12 protein-coding genes are annotated in these 17407 nt (G+C 58.1%); 8 read left to right on the forward strand and 4 right to left on the reverse strand.

What is annotated here, in order from left to right; translation table 11 throughout:
• Nucleotides 1-86 precede the first annotated feature (86 nt).
• Complete coding sequence (locus Q674_RS34870; RefSeq protein WP_023009427.1) at nucleotides 87-5336, forward strand: DNA repair ATPase; 5250 nt, start codon at nucleotides 87-89, stop codon at nucleotides 5334-5336.
• Nucleotides 5337-5396: 60 nt separating this feature from the next.
• Here the strand turns inward: Q674_RS34870 and Q674_RS34875 are convergent, their stop codons facing one another.
• Nucleotides 5397-6806, reverse strand: coding sequence for an SPFH domain-containing protein (locus tag Q674_RS34875; RefSeq protein ID WP_023009428.1), 1410 nt, complete (start codon nucleotides 6804-6806; stop codon nucleotides 5397-5399).
• A gap of 201 nt (nucleotides 6807-7007) precedes the next feature.
• On the opposite strand from Q674_RS34875, the gene Q674_RS34880 reads away from it, so the two are divergent.
• The 3 genes from Q674_RS34880 to Q674_RS34890 all read left to right on the forward strand — a co-directional run bounded on the left by Q674_RS34880 (nucleotide 7008) and on the right by Q674_RS34890 (nucleotide 9792).
• Entirely contained in the window at nucleotides 7008-8327 is a 1320-nt protein-coding gene (locus tag Q674_RS34880; protein WP_023009429.1) for a glycerophosphodiester phosphodiesterase family protein, read from the forward strand.
• 88 nt (nucleotides 8328-8415) lie between these two features.
• Entirely contained in the window at nucleotides 8416-8853 is a 438-nt protein-coding gene (locus tag Q674_RS34885) for a YtoQ family protein (protein ID WP_023009430.1), read from the forward strand.
• Nucleotides 8854-8904: 51 nt separating this feature from the next.
• A complete protein-coding gene (locus Q674_RS34890) occupies nucleotides 8905-9792 on the forward strand; it encodes a DNA ligase (RefSeq protein ID WP_031210281.1) in 888 nt (295 codons plus the stop codon).
• 1 nt (nucleotide 9793) lies between these two features.
• On the opposite strand, the gene Q674_RS34895 is transcribed toward Q674_RS34890, so the two are convergent.
• Entirely contained in the window at nucleotides 9794-10393 is a 600-nt protein-coding gene (locus Q674_RS34895; RefSeq protein ID WP_011787101.1) for an ATP-dependent zinc protease, read from the reverse strand.
• A gap of 204 nt (nucleotides 10394-10597) precedes the next feature.
• On the opposite strand from Q674_RS34895, the gene Q674_RS34900 reads away from it, so the two are divergent.
• From Q674_RS34900 to Q674_RS34910, 3 genes are all read left to right on the forward strand, one after another.
• Nucleotides 10598-11515 (forward strand): esterase/lipase family protein, encoded by a 918-nt coding sequence (locus Q674_RS34900; RefSeq protein WP_227501135.1) that lies wholly within the window; start codon nucleotides 10598-10600, stop codon nucleotides 11513-11515.
• Complete coding sequence (locus Q674_RS34905; RefSeq protein WP_014422941.1) at nucleotides 11512-11808, forward strand: hypothetical protein; 297 nt, start codon at nucleotides 11512-11514, stop codon at nucleotides 11806-11808. The genes Q674_RS34900 and Q674_RS34905 overlap by 4 nt, the downstream gene beginning before the upstream one ends.
• 120 nt (nucleotides 11809-11928) lie before the next feature.
• Entirely contained in the window at nucleotides 11929-12507 is a 579-nt protein-coding gene (locus Q674_RS34910) for an outer membrane beta-barrel protein (RefSeq protein WP_011787098.1), read from the forward strand.
• A gap of 72 nt (nucleotides 12508-12579) precedes the next feature.
• Here Q674_RS34910 and cysK read toward each other — a convergent pair whose 3' ends face one another.
• Nucleotides 12580-13551 (reverse strand): cysteine synthase A, encoded by a 972-nt coding sequence (cysK, locus tag Q674_RS34915; RefSeq protein ID WP_022993261.1) that lies wholly within the window; start codon nucleotides 13549-13551, stop codon nucleotides 12580-12582.
• A 16-nt stretch (nucleotides 13552-13567) separates the two neighbouring features.
• Entirely contained in the window at nucleotides 13568-16444 is a 2877-nt protein-coding gene (locus Q674_RS34920; protein ID WP_022993260.1) for a transporter substrate-binding domain-containing protein, read from the reverse strand.
• A gap of 181 nt (nucleotides 16445-16625) precedes the next feature.
• On the opposite strand from Q674_RS34920, the gene Q674_RS34925 reads away from it, so the two are divergent.
• Nucleotides 16626-17405, forward strand: coding sequence for an ATP-binding protein (locus Q674_RS34925; RefSeq protein WP_023009432.1), 780 nt, complete (start codon nucleotides 16626-16628; stop codon nucleotides 17403-17405).
• Nucleotides 17406-17407: the final 2 nt, after the last annotated feature.

The raw sequence follows: 17407 nt of genomic DNA on the forward strand, positions 1-17407 counted from the left end.
GGCCGATGGCTCCCGGTACCGGACCCAAGGTGCCGGGAGTGCTTTCCCCTAACCGCATTCCCCTCTTTGGTTCAGGATGATTTGGTATGTCGACGGATCGCACCGAGCTCGAAAGCATTGTTCAGGAAGGTTCAGCCTTTGAAACCATCAAGCGCCGGCTGAAAGAGCAGGGCGGCCAACTGCGTGAGCAGGTGTCCGGGCTGAACCAGGCCCGCGAAGAGATCTTTGGCAGTGCCGGCATGAACGTGCTGGGCCGGGCCCGGGTGCGAACCGAAAACAACGCCATCGCCCGGGATGTGGTGCGTCTGGGCGACAAGCTGTTGTTCGGTTTCAATCTGCAGCTGGGCTTGCGCAAGACGCTGGTGATTGAAGATGTGTTCAGGCTGTACCACCTGAACGACGGCGACAGCGGGTTCGAGATGACCGAAGCGGCCATTGAGGGTTCGTTTCTCAAGGATGAACGCTTCGCCACCGACTTCCGGGAACTCCAGCAGTACTACAACACCGCCACGCTGTCGCAACTGGTGATTCTCAAAGGCATGTTGCTGATGGCGTTCCGCATCGGTGACAAGCTTGATGATCTTCGGGTGTTTCGCTGGGAACTGAAGCCCGATGGTGAGGTCAGCCGCTACATTGATAATCGCGGCGAGCGCGATCTGTCTTTCCCGGAACGTTTCAGTTTTCCCTGGAAAACCGTGGGCCGCGACAGCCAGGTTCAGGGCCGCTCTCCGCACCTGAACATCGCCGACACCCTGTTTGTGGATAACCTGCGGGGCAACATTACTTTCAAGGTGGAGAACAACACCTCCACCGGCGAAGGCATCTACTCGGACCCGGTGGAGTCCGATTCCCAGTCACTGGACGACGCCAGCTTCGATTTTGCCGATCTGGGCGAGATTCTGCTAGTGCGGATTCTGCCGTTTAACGAAGAACACTGGCGCTACTACCTGTTCAACCGCACCGAGCGCAAGATCGAGCGGGTTGACGCCATGGCCGGTTCCGTCGCGTCGCTGCCGGACAATCACGGCCTGATTTTTCCGTCGGGTTACTACCTGAGTACCGGCGAGCTGAAAACCTTCCAGATTCCTGACGGGGATTTCCGGCTAAAGCGTACCTTGCGGGCCCCCAACGGTGAAGACATGCTGTATGTCTTCTTCGAACAGCGCACTGGTCAGGTGATCCTGTTCCGCTACAACCTGATTCGCAAACAGGCGGATGTGCCCCTGATTGGCCACGGCTACGCCCTGTTCGAAAACGGGCATCTGGTGATTTTCAATGCCGACAAGGAACCTACGCTGGTGCACCCGTTGCAGGTGTGGGAAACGCCGTTCACTTCTGAAAGTTTCCACGCTGCGGCGAACGTCGCCAACGATTCCGAGCTGGCGCGCATTGGCAATCCCGAGCTGGTTCGGGGAATTGCCGAGCTGAATACGGTGGTTACCCTGGTGGAGGGCGCCAGCGCCAGTGAGCGGCATTTCACCAACCTGATTCGCACCGTGGACCGTATTCTGGACCAGTTTTTCTGGCTGTCAGCGCGCCAGGAAGAAGCCTTGTTTGCCGGGTTAAATCAACAGCTCAGCACCATCCGAGGCACCGCAGAGCTGGTGCTGGATGAGTATGAGAAAGTCCAGAGTATTCGCGCCCAGACCGAAGCTGCCATTACCGAGGTCGCTCAGGACCAGGGCGCGTTGATGCGGGACCTGAAACCGGATAGCTGGAAAGCACCGGATCAGTTTGTCAGTTACCTGGCACGTTTGCGCGATCATCGCGGCCGGGTGCGAACTCTCAATGATCGGCGCTATGCCGACAAAGCCCGTATCGACAGTCTTGAAGAGGAGCTGGCCGAGGCTGAGGGCCGGCTGACCGAGCGCACCTTCCGTTTCCTGGCGTCGCCGGAGGCGCTGGATGGCTACCGCCAGACCCTGACCGAGTTGCAGACTGCGCTGGCCGAGGCCGACAGCCGGGATGCCCTGAAGAAGATTGTCGATCGCTATCGGGAACTGACTGAAGGCCTGGACATGATCCAGGGCATGCTGGCGTCGATGGGCGGTGACGATGCCGCGCTGGAAACGGCGATCACCGATAATATCTCCGGCATCTACGCCACCATCAACCAGCAGCGTTCCGAAGCGGAAATCCGGCTGAAAGAGCAGGGCAGTGCGGAAGCCCGGGCCCAGTTTGCGGCTCGTATCCGGCTGTTTGAGCAGAGCCTGGCGAACGGCGTCAGCGCGCTGTCGGATGTGCGCGAATGCGATGGTCTGATGACCCGGATGCTGGATCAGCTGCAGGAGCTGGAAAGCCAGTTTGGCGAATATGACGAGTTCCTGGCGGCCATTCTGGAGCAGCGTGAGAACGCCCATGAGAGCATCGAGGCACGGCGCCAGCAGCTCCAGGATCAGCAACAGCGCCGGGTAACCACGCTCACCGATGCCGCTGCCCGTATTCTCAAGAATCTGGGCCGCCGTACCGAACGTTTCAGCAGCCCGGAAGAGCTGCATGCCTTCTTCGCCTCTGATGCCATGGTTAGCCGGTTGCGCAGCATGGCCGGAGAGTTACGGGAGCTGGGCGCCGCCATGGAAGCGGACGATTGCCTGGGCCAGCTCAAAGCGGCTCAGGACACCGCCCTGCGCAGCGTTCGGGATAAAGCCGATATCTTTGAGGATGGCGGTGCCGTAATCCGGTTGGGCAAGCACAAGTTCAGCGTTAACCAGCGGGAGCTGGATCTGACCCTGATTCCCCGGGACGATCATGTCCTGCTGCACCTGACCGGAACCCAGTATTACGAGCGCCTGGAGGAGCCCGAGCTGGACCGCCTCCGGGGCTACTGGAACATGAGCCAGCCTTCGGAATCCGACCGGGTGTACCGGGCGGAGTATCTGTCGGCACTGGTAATCGATGAGTTCCGCAAGGCCGGAGACCTGCCGGTTAACGTCGCGGATCTGGATGAACTGACCGGTTACATCCGCAAGTTCGCCTCGCCCCGATACCGGGAGGGCTACGAAAAAGGCATCCATGATCACGACGCAGCGCTGATTGTCAGTACGCTGTGGCCGGCGATTCAGAACGCCGGGTTGCTGCGTTTCAGTCCCAGGGCGAGGGCACTGGCCATGCTGTTCTGGGCCGGGTTGAGCCAGCAACAGAGCGCGGGCCAGCAACTGCGTTCCCGGTGCCTGTCTGCCGGCATCCTCAGCCGCATGATGCAGTCCGATGAGCTGCTGGAATCCCTGCAACAGGAACTGGAACCGCAGCTCGCAAACTTTGTGGAAGAACAACAATTGAGCCTGGCCGGGCCGGGCAGCGATGGGCGCAGCCTGGTGCATTCCGCAGCCCAGTACCTGGTACGGCAGCTGGCGGAAGAATCCGAAGTCTTCGATATCACTCGCTATGCCGGGGATCTGGCGACCGGCTTTGTCGAGGCACTGAAACGGGATAACCAGTTTGCCCAGTATCAGCAGGCACTGGAGGTCGTGGCCGATCAGCCGGCTGCTCGCTGGAGCATCACCAGCCACTGGTTGAAAGCCTGGATGGCCAAGACGGATCAGCAGCATCTGCTGCACTATCTTCCGGAGGCCGTGGTCGTGCTGAACGTGGGCGAAACGGTGAAAACCTCGGTTCGCAGTGTGGAGCTGGCGTTCCAGATTGAAGGTCTTCTGGGCCAACACCCTCGCATTGAAGAGCGCACGCTCAGTCTGCAACTGGATGAATTTGACGAGCGTCTGCGATATCACCAGCAGGAGATCATTCCTGGCTGGCAGCAGTTGCAGGAGGTGCGGCAACAGGTACTGGAGAAATGGCGTGGCCAGTTACGGCTGGACGAGTTCCGGCCCCGCCCGCTGTCGTCGTTCGTACGTAACAAGCTGATCAGCGAGAGTTACCTGCCGATCATCGGCGATAACCTGGCCAAGCAGATGGGCACGGCGGGTGAAGACCGCCGTACCGACCAGTCTGGGCTGCTGATGATGATCTCGCCGCCGGGCTACGGTAAAACGACGCTGATGGAATACGTGGCCAACCGTCTGGGCCTGATCTTCATGAAGATCAACTGCCCGAGCCTGGGCCACGACGTGATGTCGCTGGATCCGGAGAAGGCACCCCATTCCACCGCCGAAGCGGAGCTGATCAAGCTCAACCTGGCGCTGGAGATGGGCAATAACGTGATGTTGTATCTGGATGATATCCAGCACACTCACCCCGAATTCCTGCAGAAATTTATCTCCCTGTGTGACGGCACGCGCCGCATAGAAGGGGTGTGGCGCGGCAAGACCCGCACCTACGACATGCGCGGCAAGCGTTTCTGTGTGGTGATGGCCGGGAACCCGTATACCGAAAGCGGCGAAGTCTTCAAGGTCCCCGACATGCTCGCCAACCGGGCCGACATCTACAACCTGGGTGACGTGCTCTCGGGCATGGAGCATGCCTTTGCGCTGTCCTACATCGAGAACAGCCTGAGCTCCAACCGGGTGCTGGCACCGCTGGCCACCCGGGGCATGGCGGACTTTTACCGGTTCGCCGATCTGGCCGAAGGCAAAACGGTGGCGGATTCGGACTTTGAACACGACTACAGTGCCGCCGAGCGCGATGAAATCGTTGCCCTGCTGAAGAAAATGATCCGGGTGCGGGAAACCGTGTTGCGGGTCAATCAGGCTTACATTGCCTCCAGCGCCCAGGCAGAAGCATACCGTACCGAGCCCACCTTCAAGCTGCAGGGCAGCTACCGGAACATGAACAAACTGGCGGAGAAGCTGTCGCCGGTGATGAGTGACCAGGAGCTGGAAGCCCTGATTGATGACCACTACCAGGGCGAGGCTCAGCTGCTGACCTACGGTGCCGAAGAGAACCTGCTCAAGCTCAAGCAGATGCGCGGCACCATGAATGACGAAGAAGCGGCACGCTGGCAGACCATCTGTGAGGAATACCGCCGCCGTCAGCAAGCCGGTGGCGACGAGGAAACCGGGGTGAAAGTGGTTCGCCAGCTGGGCCTGATCTCGGAACATTTGCAGCAACTGGGGCAACAGGTGGTTGCCGGACTGGACAACGGAAAACACCCGGAACCCGATCTGGATAAAGCCCTGAGCCAGCTGTCCCGTTCCCTCGAAACCGGCCTCACCGAAGGCCTGCAATCGGTACAGCTGAATCCCGCTGTCACCGTCAACCTGGACAGCCCGCCCCAGGTGGGCGACGCGCTGATGGCCTTCGCCCGGATCTTTGAAGAATCCATTGTGCCGCTGGTGAAAACCATGGATGGCAAGCTGGATCTGGATTTGAAAACCCAGAGTGACATGAGCCGGGTGTTGCGGGTGATCCGGGAGCTGCAGGAGCGTTTGCTGGCCGGTTGACCACGTTGATACCGGGGGGCGAATGTCTGGATCGCCCACCCCGGTATCAATGCGTTGGCTTTACTGAGGGATGGTCTGTCCTGAAGACCGGCGCAACTGCTCCATAGCACCAAGACTGGTAAACACTTCCAGGCTACTGACCGGGCTGGCGCCTGCGTCGGCCCCGACATAGTAGTCCGGCATATCGATGGTTACGTCCTTCAGTGCCGGGTACATTACCTGGGCGATATCGCGCTGGATTTCGGCCATGTAGATATCCCGGGCGGCCTGTTTGGCCAGCAGGTGTGCCTTGGCGACTTCGGCTTCCGCCAGGCCTTGCTCCCGAATGGCTTTTGCTGCGTAGGTGGCGGCTTCGGCATTGGCTTTCTGGATGTCTCTCTCAGCAACCGAGATTTCCAGCTGCTTCTGTTTCTCCAGCACGGCTACGGCCTTTTCTTTCTCTTTGCGGACGGTCTCCAGTTCTGCCTGCTGGCGCTCCATTTCCACTTCCTTCTGCTTGGAAATAATGGCCAGTTCCTTGCTGCGCTGGGCGTCCTGTATGGCCCGGGCCTTCTCGATCTCTTTTTCCAGCTGCGCAGTTTTGGCTTCGGCGCGGGCGGTTTCCTGGGCCTGGATCGCGGTAATCCGCTTGGCGACCAGGTCCTTCTTTTTCACCAGCAGCTCATCCAGTCGCTTCTCGGGCAGCGGACGGCCAATGGTCACCTGGCGTACCTGAATGCCATAAGCATCCAGCGGGTTGGCAATGCGCTTGGCTTGGCCGGCGCTGTCCTGCAGGATGATGTTTTTCCAGACCAGCTGCACTTTCCGCTCCAGCCGGTCGCCGTCGTCGTTGGTTGAAGATACGGCAGCCAGGTCGGTCTGCTCCACTTCCACCTGCTGTCGCTCGGTTTCGTAAAGGCCATTCTGCAACTGGTCTTCCAGTTGAACCTTGAACTTGTTCAGACCACCCTGGAAGAACTCTTCGCCGGTGTACTGGGTGGCGGTCACTACGGTCACGTTCTTGGCGTTCTTGATCAGCAGGGAATCGATCAGGTTGTCGTAGCTGCGGAACTCACGATGCATAGCCACAATCTTTTCGGGATCTGCTGACAGTCGGAACCGGAAAGTGGCCGGAATCCGGGCGGTGTAGGTGTCAGCGAACTGCACTTCCACTTCGCCCAGCTGGCGGGTGGATTTGATCTTTTCACCACTCTCCTGGTTACCGAAACTCAGGGTCATGGCCTGATTGTAGGTATAAACGTTTGAGAAGAACGGTACCTTGAAGTGCAGGCCGGGCTCGGTGAACACGCGGATGGTGCCAAACAGGGTGTCCTGAACCACATAGGTGTAGCCCAGCTCCGTGGTAAAAAAGGAAGACATGGCCAGGAAGACCGCGAACAGCGAGCTTGCGATGGCCAACAGATATTTTTTCAGATTATTCAGAACAGCAGAGAGCAGTTTCTCTGTCCGTGAGATTGCCGGGGCGTCCATTCGATACTCCAGATGGGTTCTTGGGGCGGCCGAATGTACCGGAATGTTGTAAATAGTGTGTAGGAAGATCAGTCAGATCCTTGTAGGAAAAGTCTGCATATGAGGAGAAGTTGATCGGCTGGTCAAAAAAACGTCATGCGGTGGTCATGGCTCTTGTGAACACTGACGCTGCAGTATCATTCATTTCACAAGGAGCAGGTTATGAAGTTACGCGTTATCGCAAGTGTGGTGTTGAGTACTCTGATGGCCGGAGCCGCCAATGCCACACCAGGCTGGCATGATGAACGTCAGTGGATGCCGCCTGGGCTGGAAAAGGCATGGCACGATCACCGGGGGCATAAGGGTTGGCACAAGTATCAGGGCAAGCCATCGGTTCAGGTGGGCGCGAGGCCGTACTGGTTGGTTGAGGATATGGATGACGGCCCGCTCAAGGAACGTCTCAATAGCTGTGACGTGCGCAACTTCCAGGCTACGGACTTCTCGATTGGCCACCGGGGAGCGCCCCTGCAGTTCCCGGAACATACCCGGGAGTCCTACATCGCCGCCGCCAGGATGGGCGCTGGCATTCTGGAGTGTGATGTTGCTTTCACCAAGGATCGCGAGCTGGTGTGTCGCCACGCCCAGAATGATCTGCACACCACCACCAACATTGTCACCATTCCGGAATTGAACGCGAAGTGTACCCAGCCGTTCGTCCCTGCTGATCCGGCGTCCGGTACTCCGGCCAAGGCTGAATGCCGGACCAGTGACATCACGCTGGCGGAGTTCAAGACCCTCGAGGGTAAGATGGACGCCTACGATCCGATGGCGACCACACCGGAAGAGTATGTCGGCGGCACTGCTGACTGGCGTACCGATCTGTATGCCAGCCGGGGCACCTTGATGACCCACCGCGAGAGTATAAAGCTGTTCAAGTCACTTGGCGCCAAGTTCACTCCGGAGCTTAAAACGCCAGTGGTCGATATGCCGTTTGAAGGCGAGTACAGCCAGCGGGACTACGCCCGTCAGATGATTCAGGATTACATCGACGCTGGCATTAACCCGAAAGATGTGTGGCCGCAATCGTTTAATCTGGACGACGTACTCTTCTGGGTGAATGAAATGCCGCGCTTTGGTGAACAGGCAGTGTTTCTGGATCAGTCGCCGATCACGCCGGATACAGAGTCTCTGGCGCACATGGAAAGCCTGAAGTCCCGGGGCGTGAACATTCTGGCGCCAGCGCTCTGGAAAATGCTGGCGCTGGATAGTTATGGCGAGATTGAACCGTCTGAGTATGCCCGCAATGCCCGCATGGCTGGTCTTGATCTGATCGCCTGGACCGTGGAGCGTAGTGGTCCCCTGGCAAATGGCGGTGGCTGGTATTACCAGACAGTTTCGGATGTCATCAATAACGACGGCGATGTCATGAATGTGATTGATGTGCTGGCTCGGGAGGTGGGCGTCATTGGTGTATTTTCGGACTGGCCGGCCACGACCACCTATTACGCCAACTGCATGATGAACCCGAAAGGGCGCCGTTAGCGGGAGCTGTAACACCTGTCTGATGCCTACATTAAAGCCGGCCTGTAGGTTAGACTGGCCGGCTTTAAACTGGCGTAAGGAGCCCAACATGATCTGGACCGTATACCTTTCTGGCGAAATTCACACCGACTGGCGCGAGCAGATTGCTGCGGGTGCCGAGGCGGCCGGCCTGCCGGTAGAGTTCACGTCTGCCAATACCGATCACGAATCCAGTGATGCCGCAGGTGACTTCCTGGGCAAGCCCGAAAACAATTTCTGGCGTGACCACCAGTCGTCCAAGGTAAACGCCATCCGCACCAAAACCCTGCTTGAGCAGTGTGATCTGGCGGTGATCCGCTTTGGTGACAAGTACAAGCAGTGGAACGCGGCCTTCGACGCCGGTTATTGTTCGGCTATGGGTACGCCATACATTACCCTGCATGACGAAGACATTGTGCATCCGCTCAAAGAAGTGGACGCCGCCGCCATGGCATGGGCTCAAACGCCGGAACAGGTGGTAGAGCTGCTGAAGTATGTAACGGCTTAAGAGCCGCAATATCGGAATTCTGTAAACAGGGACGTAACAGGGCAAAGGACTATGCCACTCTGCAATACCACCCGTGTCAGGGCGATGCCTCTGGCATTCAGTTTTATTGTTGTATCAATCTTCCTTTCAGCGTTTGGGCACGCCAGTGGCCGGCCGCCGGCTCTTCCGCTCGCCAATGTCTACCATCCCGGGGTCAATCTGGAAGAGTACTGGGTCAGTGAAAAGCTGGACGGTGTCCGGGCATTCTGGGATGGCGAGACGCTCTGGTCTCGGGGCGGGTACAGGTATAGCGCACCGGCCTGGTTTACCCGTCAGTTTCCCGCTCATCCCCTGGATGGCGAACTCTGGAGCGGTCGTGGCCGTTTTGCGGAACTATCTGGCGTAGTCCGCAAAGTTCAGCCAGTAGGCCAGGAATGGCGTCAGGTGCGCTTCTACGTCTTTGATTTGCCCGAGCCAGATCGGCCTTTTGAGCAACGCTATAGACGCTTGCAACAGCTGGTGACCGCAGCAGATTCGCGTTATCTGGTACTGGTGGAACAGCGGGTAGTTGCCAGCCACGATGAGCTGATGGCCCGGCTTGAGCAAACGGTCGCGGCCGGTGGTGAGGGACTGATGCTGAAACGCCGCAAAAGTTGGTATCAGGCGGGCCGTTCAGATGACCTGCTCAAGGTGAAAAAACATCAGGATGCGGAAGCCACAGTGGTTGCTCATCTTCCCGGCAAGGGCAAGTATGAGGGATTATTGGGGGCACTGGAGGTAGAGCTGGAAAGTGGTCGCCGGTTCCGGCTTGGCACCGGGTTTACCGATGAGGAGCGGCACAATCCGCCTGCTATTGGCGCCCGGGTTACGTTCCGCTATCGCGGCCTCACGGCTACAGGCTTACCCCGGTTCGCCAGCTTTCTAAGAATTCGTAATGACGAACCGGAGAGTATCGAATAGTTCAGCCTGCCAGCGCCTTCTTACTCTCGGCGAGTTCCTCGAGGGTGCTGTATTCACACTCGTTTTCAACGATAAAGCTGCGGCCTGAGTCGATCAGGATGTTGTCATCGCGCATGAAGCGACGACCCAGCAGCACCGGATAAGAGAACTTGCCCCGATCCGTCAGTGAAAACTGGGTTTCATGGGTTTTGCCGCCAATACAGAAGTCCATTTTTATCACGTATCGGCGTTGTGACGGCGCGCCCTTGCGCTTGATCAGTACGGTCCGGTATACCGGCCGTTCGAATTCGAGAATCACTTCTTCGTGATCAATATCCCCTTCACTGGGCTGGTCTTTGTGGTCGCCCAGTGGAAGTTGGAACCGGACCCACTCTTCATTGTCCTTCTCGAACGGTTCAACATTGACCGCATGCAGGGAGGAGGTCTTGGCACCGGTGTCGAGACGGGCTTTCAGGCGTATGCCGGTTTCGCCCATTACCACCCATTCCACAAACCCCATAACCTCGGGTTCCGGTGTGGCCTCTTCTGTGCTTTCGGCCGATGCCGGAAGCGCGGAAAAAATCAGGCTTGTCAGAGTGAGTAAGAGAACAGCAGATCGCATTGGATGCTTCCTTGTATTTTCCCGGTTAAACGACAAATACGGTTCGAAAGCGTATCAGGATTCCCTCTCTGTCGCCCTTGCGGGCAGATTAAACTTCCTTGAGCCGAAGCGTTGGCAGCCATTCGCCCGTGAGCCGTATTCTGGCCCGATTATCGCCATAGCCATTGTCCCTGGCAGGCGTACACTGGAGTTATCAACAGGAGAATGATGATGGCACCTCAGGTCTCAACCGGGCGAATCCAGCAACAGGTAGCGGCCATCGCCAGTGGTTTTCTTGGCGACTGGCTGGAGCATCGTGGCAATGGTCTTGCCGTTCCTATGTCCGTATTTGCCGGAGATACAGAGCTGCAGGTAGAGAAACCGGAACCCGAGGCGCCCGGCCGTACCCTGTGCCTGTCGATCCACGGCCTCATGGAACTGGAGTCGGTATGGGATTTTCCCTCGCGACCGGGTTACCACTATGGGCGCTACCTGGCGGAACAGCTTGGCGATGCCAGCGCCCTGAAACTGCGTTTCAACACCGGTCGGCCGATTTATCGTAACGGTCAGGAGCTGGCGGCTCTGCTTGAATCCCTGGTCAGTAACTGGCCCGTTCCGGTGCAGCGGTTGATCCTGATCGGGCACAGCATGGGCGGATTGCTGATTCGAAGTGCCTGCCACTATGGTCTGGTGAATGGGCACTCCTGGGTCACACGGAACCCGGATTGCGTGTACATCGGTTCGCCACACGATGGCTCCTGGCTGGCGGTTGGTGCCCACCGGGCGGCCGGCTGGTTAAACCGGAGATCCCGGGACTATCTGAGGGTGATTGGTGAAGTGATCGACCTGCGTAGCGAGGGTATCCGTAACCTGTCCCGGGGCGATGTCCTGGAACCCGGTGTGGAGCCTCAGCCACTGTTACCGGAGGCCCGGCATTATGTGATCAGTGGCTTGCTCCTGCGCGGTCAACAACACCCTGCGAACCTGCTCTTTGGTGACGCCTTGGTGCAGCAGGCCAGTGCTGAAGGCGCTGGCCAATCCGGCTGGCAGCTGGCGGGCTGTGCGAATTTTCCGGGTGTGGATCATATCCGCCTGGCTCACCATACATCGGTGTGCCAGCAACTGGAGGACTGGTTGGTATGAACAAGGGTAATGGCGACATGCACTGGTGGCTGGACCTGGTAGATCTGCTCGCTCACGGGGTGCAACACGGCGCGGTGAAACTGCAGCGGGTTCATTTGTCGGTGGCCGAAGAAAGCTTTCGGATACTGGAAGCTGTGCCGGTTACCCGGCCCGGAGCGAGAGTGGTTCGGGTATGGCACCACGGCATTTCCCGGCTGAGTTATGGCAGTGTGGCGATGGCGGGAGCGGCCGTGACGCGGATTACCGACGGTTATCTGCGGGAACGAGATGACAGGAATGTGAAGAAATCTTAGTCCGGTTTTAACCCGGTACCCCTGAATTCTTCTGTAGGCTGGTTTTACGCAATCGGGAAACAGGATTTCCGATTGATCGTTTCGACGAATGGAAAACCCAACCACAGAGGAAAACGCGTTATGAGCTACAAAGCTGGATTTGCGTGTGCAACTGTTCTGACTGCTGCCGTCTTCACTGCCCCTGCTGTCTGGGCTCAGGATAATGTCAGCCGCGACAAGTCAGGACCGTACATCAGTGGTAGTTACGGGGGATACAAGGCCCACGGTGGCGAATTCGAGGACGAGAACGATCTGCTTGGCGCGGCTCTGGGCTATCAGTTCAACGAATTCTTTGCCCTTGAAGCCGAATACATCGATTTTGGCAATTTCGGCGATGATGACGTGGAAGGTAAGCTTAAAGGCGCGGGCCTGAGTGCCATCGGTCGCCTGCCACTGACCGACAGCTTTGGCGTTTATGCCAAGGCCGGTGCGTTTGCTTCCGCGTTTGATGTTGAAGCCTTCGATGAGGACGAAACCTACGATGAGGTGAATCCTTTTGTCGGTGCCGGTGTCGACTTCCGGGTAACCGAACAGCTGACGGCGTTTGCTGAGTACAACCGCTACAATGTGGACATCGATGAAGACGACTTCAACGGCCAGGTAACCAACGACGGTCCGGATTTCGATACCGGTCGGGTTGGTCTGAAATTCCAGTTCTGACACTGACGTCAGTCGTTAAAAAAAGCGCAGCCCTTAGAGGCTGCGCTTTTTTGTTTTCAGGCACGGTGAGAATTACTGCTGGTTCTCAAGCTCGCCAAAGGTATCGGCAAACAGGGCCGACGAGAGGTAACGCTCGGCCGAATCCGGCAATACCACCACAATGTTTTTGCCCTGGTGTTCCGGCTGTTTGCTGACCCGAATCGCGGCCACCACCGCAGCGCCGCAGGAAATGCCGCACAGAATGCCTTCTTCCCGCATCAGGCGATGGGCCATGGCCATGGCGTCCTCGTTGGACACGGCCTCTACCTGATCGACCAGGTCAAGGTCGAGGTTCTTGGGTACAAAGCCGGCCCCGAGACCCTGAATCTTGTGGGGGGAGGGTTTAATCTCGTCGCCCCGCAGTGTCTGGGCAATGACCGGTGAATCCGCCGGCTCCACCGCCACGGTGGTAATCGCTTTGCCCCGGGTTTGCTTGATGTATCGGGATACGCCGGTCAGCGTGCCGCCGGTACCAACGCCGGCAACAAAGATATCCACTTCACCGTCGGTATCGTCCCAGATTTCCGGGCCGGTGGTGTCCTCGTGAATCTTCGGGTTAGCGGGATTCTGGAATTGCTGCGGCAGGAAGTGGTTGTCCGGGTCGGAGGCAAAAATCTCCTCGGCCTTGGCGATGGCGCCCGGCATACCCTTGGCGGGTTCGGTGAGTACCAGTTCGGCTCCCAGGGCCTTGAGAACCTTACGCCGCTCCAGGCTCATGGAGGCCGGCATGGTAAGAATCAGCTTGTAACCGCGGGCAGCGGCAACATAGGCCAGGGCAATGCCAGTGTTACCACTGGTGGGCTCGACAATAGTCATGCCGGGTTTCAGGGTACCGCGTTTTTCGGCATCCCAGATCATGGCGGAACCAATCCGGCATTTGACCGAGTATGCCGGGTTCCGGCCTTCGATCTTGGCCCAGATCGTTGCGCCATCGTTTACCCGGTTCAGCTTCACCAGCGGTGTGTTGCCGATGGAAAGGGAATTGTCGTTATAGATACGTGCCATGTTCTGCTCCTGTTCCTTATGTCTTGCGTCCGGTCTGTCTTGCTTCCAGGCGGTTTCGACCATTGCCCTTGGCGGCGTAGAGCGCCTGATCGGCCTGCCTCAGATACTCTGCCGGTGAGCCGGTCGGCTCGGGCACGCCATAGGCGAGGCCAATACTGACCGTCAGCTCGATCGGGCTACCCTGGCAGGTATCGCACTGCCGGTTGGCAACCGCTGTCCGGAAACGTTCCAGTCGGTCCATGATATCGGATGCGTCTTCGTAACTGGTGAAAATTATGAATTCCTCACCACCAAAACGCGACAACCGGTCGGTTTCCCGGCGGAAGTGCTCCCGCATCACATCAGCCAGTGCCTGAAGGCACTGGTCACCGGCTTCATGGCCCCAGGTGTCGTTGATTTTCTTGAAGTGGTCGGCATCCACCATGGCCACCGCGAATCCGGTTTTATGGCGCTGGCACCACTGGAAGCTGCGGGGAAACTCGCGGTCGAAATAGCTGCGATTACCCAGTTGAGTGAGATTGTCGGTTACGCTCAGCCGTGATAATGCTTCGTTGGCCTCGGCCAGCTCCCGGTTCAGGCGGCCGAGCTTGCGATTCCAGTACACCAGCAGAGCCGTTATCACAAGGCCGGCAATCAGAATCTGCCAGAAACGGGTGTAATCAACCCGTTCCTCAATCCGGAGATTACGCCAGGTACTCTCCAGGTTTTCCCTCTCCTCTCGAGTGAGGCTGGAAACCAGCCGCTGCATGATGTTGTGCAGTATAGGCTCGTCATTTCGAGTAGCAATGGCCAGAGACCAGTCGGCAGGAACCCGGCCGATCACTTTCAGGTCGGCCAGGCCGAGTGACTGCATGTAATAACTGGCGGTCGCCAGCGTGGTGATGTAGCCGGCCAGTTTGCCGTTTTGCAACTGCCGTAACCCTTCTTGCTCGGAGCCAACCGGAACGAGCTGCAGCGAGGGGTAACGTTGCTTGAGGAGCTCGGCAAACGCGTAGCCGTCGACCACGCCAACGGGCCTGTCGCCCATATCACTCAGCCGTTCGATAAACGGTGCCTCAATGCGCCCCATGATGACATTAGGCACTTCAAGGTAGGGTGTGGTGAAGCTCATATAGCTGGTGCGTTCCGGGGTTTCCATAGCCATAGGGAACATGTCACAGCGGCGGTCGCGGGCGGCGTCAATGGATTCCCGCCAGCTGTCGGTTGGCACCAGTTGGAAATTGAGGTCACCCCGTTCCCGGAACAGCTCCAGTACCTGGGCTGAGAGTCCAACATGCTGGCCATTCTCGACGGCTTCCAGCGGGCTCCAGTCTGGATCGACACAAATACGGACTCTGCGATTATGCTGTTGCAGCCAGTCGGCTTCCGTTTCATTCCACTCAATTCGGCCACCTGACTGGTCAGCCCGGCGGGCCGTGGCGCCGAGCCAGCGGGTTTCGATGGTTCTCTGCTCGGTGGGTGAGATCGACGCCAGAGCCTGATTCAGGATATCCGCCAGGGGCGACAGGGTCGGTCGGATGCCGAAGCGCAGATCCTCTCCGGTAAAACCGGGAAGTACCAGTTCGCCGGCAATACGCACGCCGCTGATGCCAAGTTCATGTATCCAGTAATTGCCCGAATGCAGGGCATTGATCACTACATCCACGTCGCCCTTCGCCAAGGCGTGGAACATAGGCTCCTGGGTGCTGAAGGTGAGCAGATTTTTTGTGCCCAGAATCTCTTTGACGGCCTCTTCGTAATAGATGCCGGCACCGATGGCCAGGCGGTAGTTTCTCAGGTCTTCCAGCCGGGTGTAGTTCAGGCTGTCACTGCGGGTAAATATGACATTGGGGATAGTGTGATAGGGCTCGGTGAAACGGGCAAAGGCTTCCCGTTCCGGGCGATAGGACATGTTTGCCATGATATCGATATCGCCGTTCTGCAGCATTGGAATCAGCTCGTCCCACTGGCCGCGTACCGGAATGATCTGCAGGCCGGTAAGGTCGGCCAGACGATCCATAACGTCCACGCTCAGTCCCAGGGTTCGGCCGCCATCGGTAAAGCTGAACGGAGCATAATCGTCCATGAAACCAACTCGAACCGGCCCGAGGCTGGCCAGGAACCGTAGTTGTTCGGAACTTAAAGGCAGCCTGGCGGATTGTTCTGAAGAATAGCCACCGAACTCCTGCCAGCGTTCGCGCAGATTACTCAGACGGTTTGTCGGAATGGCATCCAGCCCGGCCTGTAAGCGGTCGAGGAGTAGCCGGTCGCCAACTCTGACGCCAATTCGAAAGTCTTCCCGCGATAACTGGTTCAGAGGTGCGGGCCCGGCCATCTCCAGAAAACGGAAGCCGGCCTGGTTGGCCAGGTACTCCATGGTCAGGCGTGGGCCAACGGCTACATCCACCCAGCCAAAGGCCAGGGCCCGCACCAGGCTGGGCAGGGTGTCGTAGGTCTCTATGGTGAGGTCTTCTTCCTGCAGCCGATCCAGGTAGTATATGTTCTCCACCACCCCGATTTTCAGGCCTGCCAGGTCCTTCAGTTTCTGGATTGGGGGCAGGTAACGAGCGCTGTCGCGCATCAGGTAGACTTCGCGAAAATGGTAGGGTTCGGTAAACAGGATCTTTTCAGCCCGCTCCGGGCGCCAGGAAATACCATCAATGGCGTCCAGATCGCCCCGCAGGAATGCCGCGTAAATGTCTGGCCAGCTGCCGGCCCGGAAATCGAAGGTCAGGTTGGCGTTACGAGCGACTTCTCGCAGGACGTCAATGGAAAATCCCGTTGGAGTGCGCCCTTCGAAAAAAGTGTATGGCTCGTTGTCGGCGACTACGCCGATGGTAATCACCGGAGGCCTGTCCTCAGGGGACTCTGCCTGGGCGAGCCCGGCAACAACCAACGACAATAGCAGAGCCATGAAAGATAGCCGGGAGACGACTAAGATCGGGCGCTGTAGCGTTGAAAACGTGGGGAATGTCAAAATGAACCTTCTATGTTGCTTACCGCTACAGTGTAGTTGCAAATCGTAACCTCTGACAGCCATAGCTGGCCAGAATTCATACAGACTTTGTGAAATCTTCAACGAGGAACCGCAGCCCATGGCAGAACAGGCGTTTGATTGGCAACACACACCAGCCGCCGTCTGGCGGAGGCATCGTTCAGGCTTGCGGGCCATTCGCCGGCTGGACCCGGTGCAGTGGCCGGCGCTGACCGGCATCGACCACCAGAAGCAGGCGTTGGCAAGGAACACCGAACGTTTTCTGGCGGGTAAGCCCTCCAATAATGCGCTGCTCTGGGGATCGCGGGGGACGGGCAAATCTTCGCTGATCAAGGCCCTTCTGAACCGCTATTGCGATCAGGGCTTGCGCATGATCGAGGTGGACAAGGACGACCTGGTCAATCTGCCTGAAATTGTCGACGACATCTGCGATCTGCCGTTCCGGTTTGTCATCTATTGTGACGACCTGTCGTTTGATGTGGGGGAGTCTGGTTACAAGGCATTGAAAAGCGTGCTGGAAGGCTCACTGGAGCTGCCGCCGGAGAATGTGCGGGTGTATGCCACGTCTAATCGGCGCCACTTGATGCCGGAGTTCATGAGCGACAACCTCAAAAGCGAAGTCCGGGATGGCGAACTGCATCCGGCCGAGGCTATTGAGGAGCAGGTGTCGCTGGCCGACAGGTTCGGTCTTCAGTTGTCGTTCTACCCGTTTTCGCAGGATGTCTATCTGCAGGCGGTGGATCTGCTGTTTTCCCAGGTACAGGACCGTGAAGCTCTGCACCTGGAGGCGGTGCGTTTTGCTACCGGCAAGGGCGTGCGCAATGGCCGCACTGCCCAGCAGTTCTATCGCCAGTTCGCAGGCGACCCGCGCTTCTGCTGAAC

It is taken from the genome of Marinobacter sp. EVN1 (assembly GCF_000475375.1).
Classification (GTDB): Bacteria; Pseudomonadota; Gammaproteobacteria; order Pseudomonadales; family Oleiphilaceae; genus Marinobacter; species Marinobacter nauticus.

What these genes read in the sequence shown, in the direction of transcription:
- Q674_RS34870 (WP_023009427.1), top strand. Translation starts at nt 87, where the DNA reads ATGTCGACGGATCGCACCGAGCTCGAAAGCATTGTTCAGGAAGGTTCA.
- Q674_RS34875 (WP_023009428.1), bottom strand. Translation starts at nt 6,806, where the DNA reads ATGGACGCCCCGGCAATCTCACGGACAGAGAAACTGCTCTCTGCTGTT.
- Q674_RS34880 (WP_023009429.1), top strand. Translation starts at nt 7,008, where the DNA reads ATGAAGTTACGCGTTATCGCAAGTGTGGTGTTGAGTACTCTGATGGCC.
- Q674_RS34885 (WP_023009430.1), top strand. Translation starts at nt 8,416, where the DNA reads ATGATCTGGACCGTATACCTTTCTGGCGAAATTCACACCGACTGGCGC.
- Q674_RS34890 (WP_031210281.1), top strand. Translation starts at nt 8,905, where the DNA reads ATGCCACTCTGCAATACCACCCGTGTCAGGGCGATGCCTCTGGCATTC.
- Q674_RS34895 (WP_011787101.1), bottom strand. Translation starts at nt 10,393, where the DNA reads ATGCGATCTGCTGTTCTCTTACTCACTCTGACAAGCCTGATTTTTTCC.
- Q674_RS34900 (WP_227501135.1), top strand. Translation starts at nt 10,598, where the DNA reads ATGATGATGGCACCTCAGGTCTCAACCGGGCGAATCCAGCAACAGGTA.
- Q674_RS34905 (WP_014422941.1), top strand. Translation starts at nt 11,512, where the DNA reads ATGAACAAGGGTAATGGCGACATGCACTGGTGGCTGGACCTGGTAGAT.
- Q674_RS34910 (WP_011787098.1), top strand. Translation starts at nt 11,929, where the DNA reads ATGAGCTACAAAGCTGGATTTGCGTGTGCAACTGTTCTGACTGCTGCC.
- cysK (WP_022993261.1), bottom strand. Translation starts at nt 13,551, where the DNA reads ATGGCACGTATCTATAACGACAATTCCCTTTCCATCGGCAACACACCG.
- Q674_RS34920 (WP_022993260.1), bottom strand. Translation starts at nt 16,444, where the DNA reads ATGGCTCTGCTATTGTCGTTGGTTGTTGCCGGGCTCGCCCAGGCAGAG.
- Q674_RS34925 (WP_023009432.1), top strand. Translation starts at nt 16,626, where the DNA reads ATGGCAGAACAGGCGTTTGATTGGCAACACACACCAGCCGCCGTCTGG.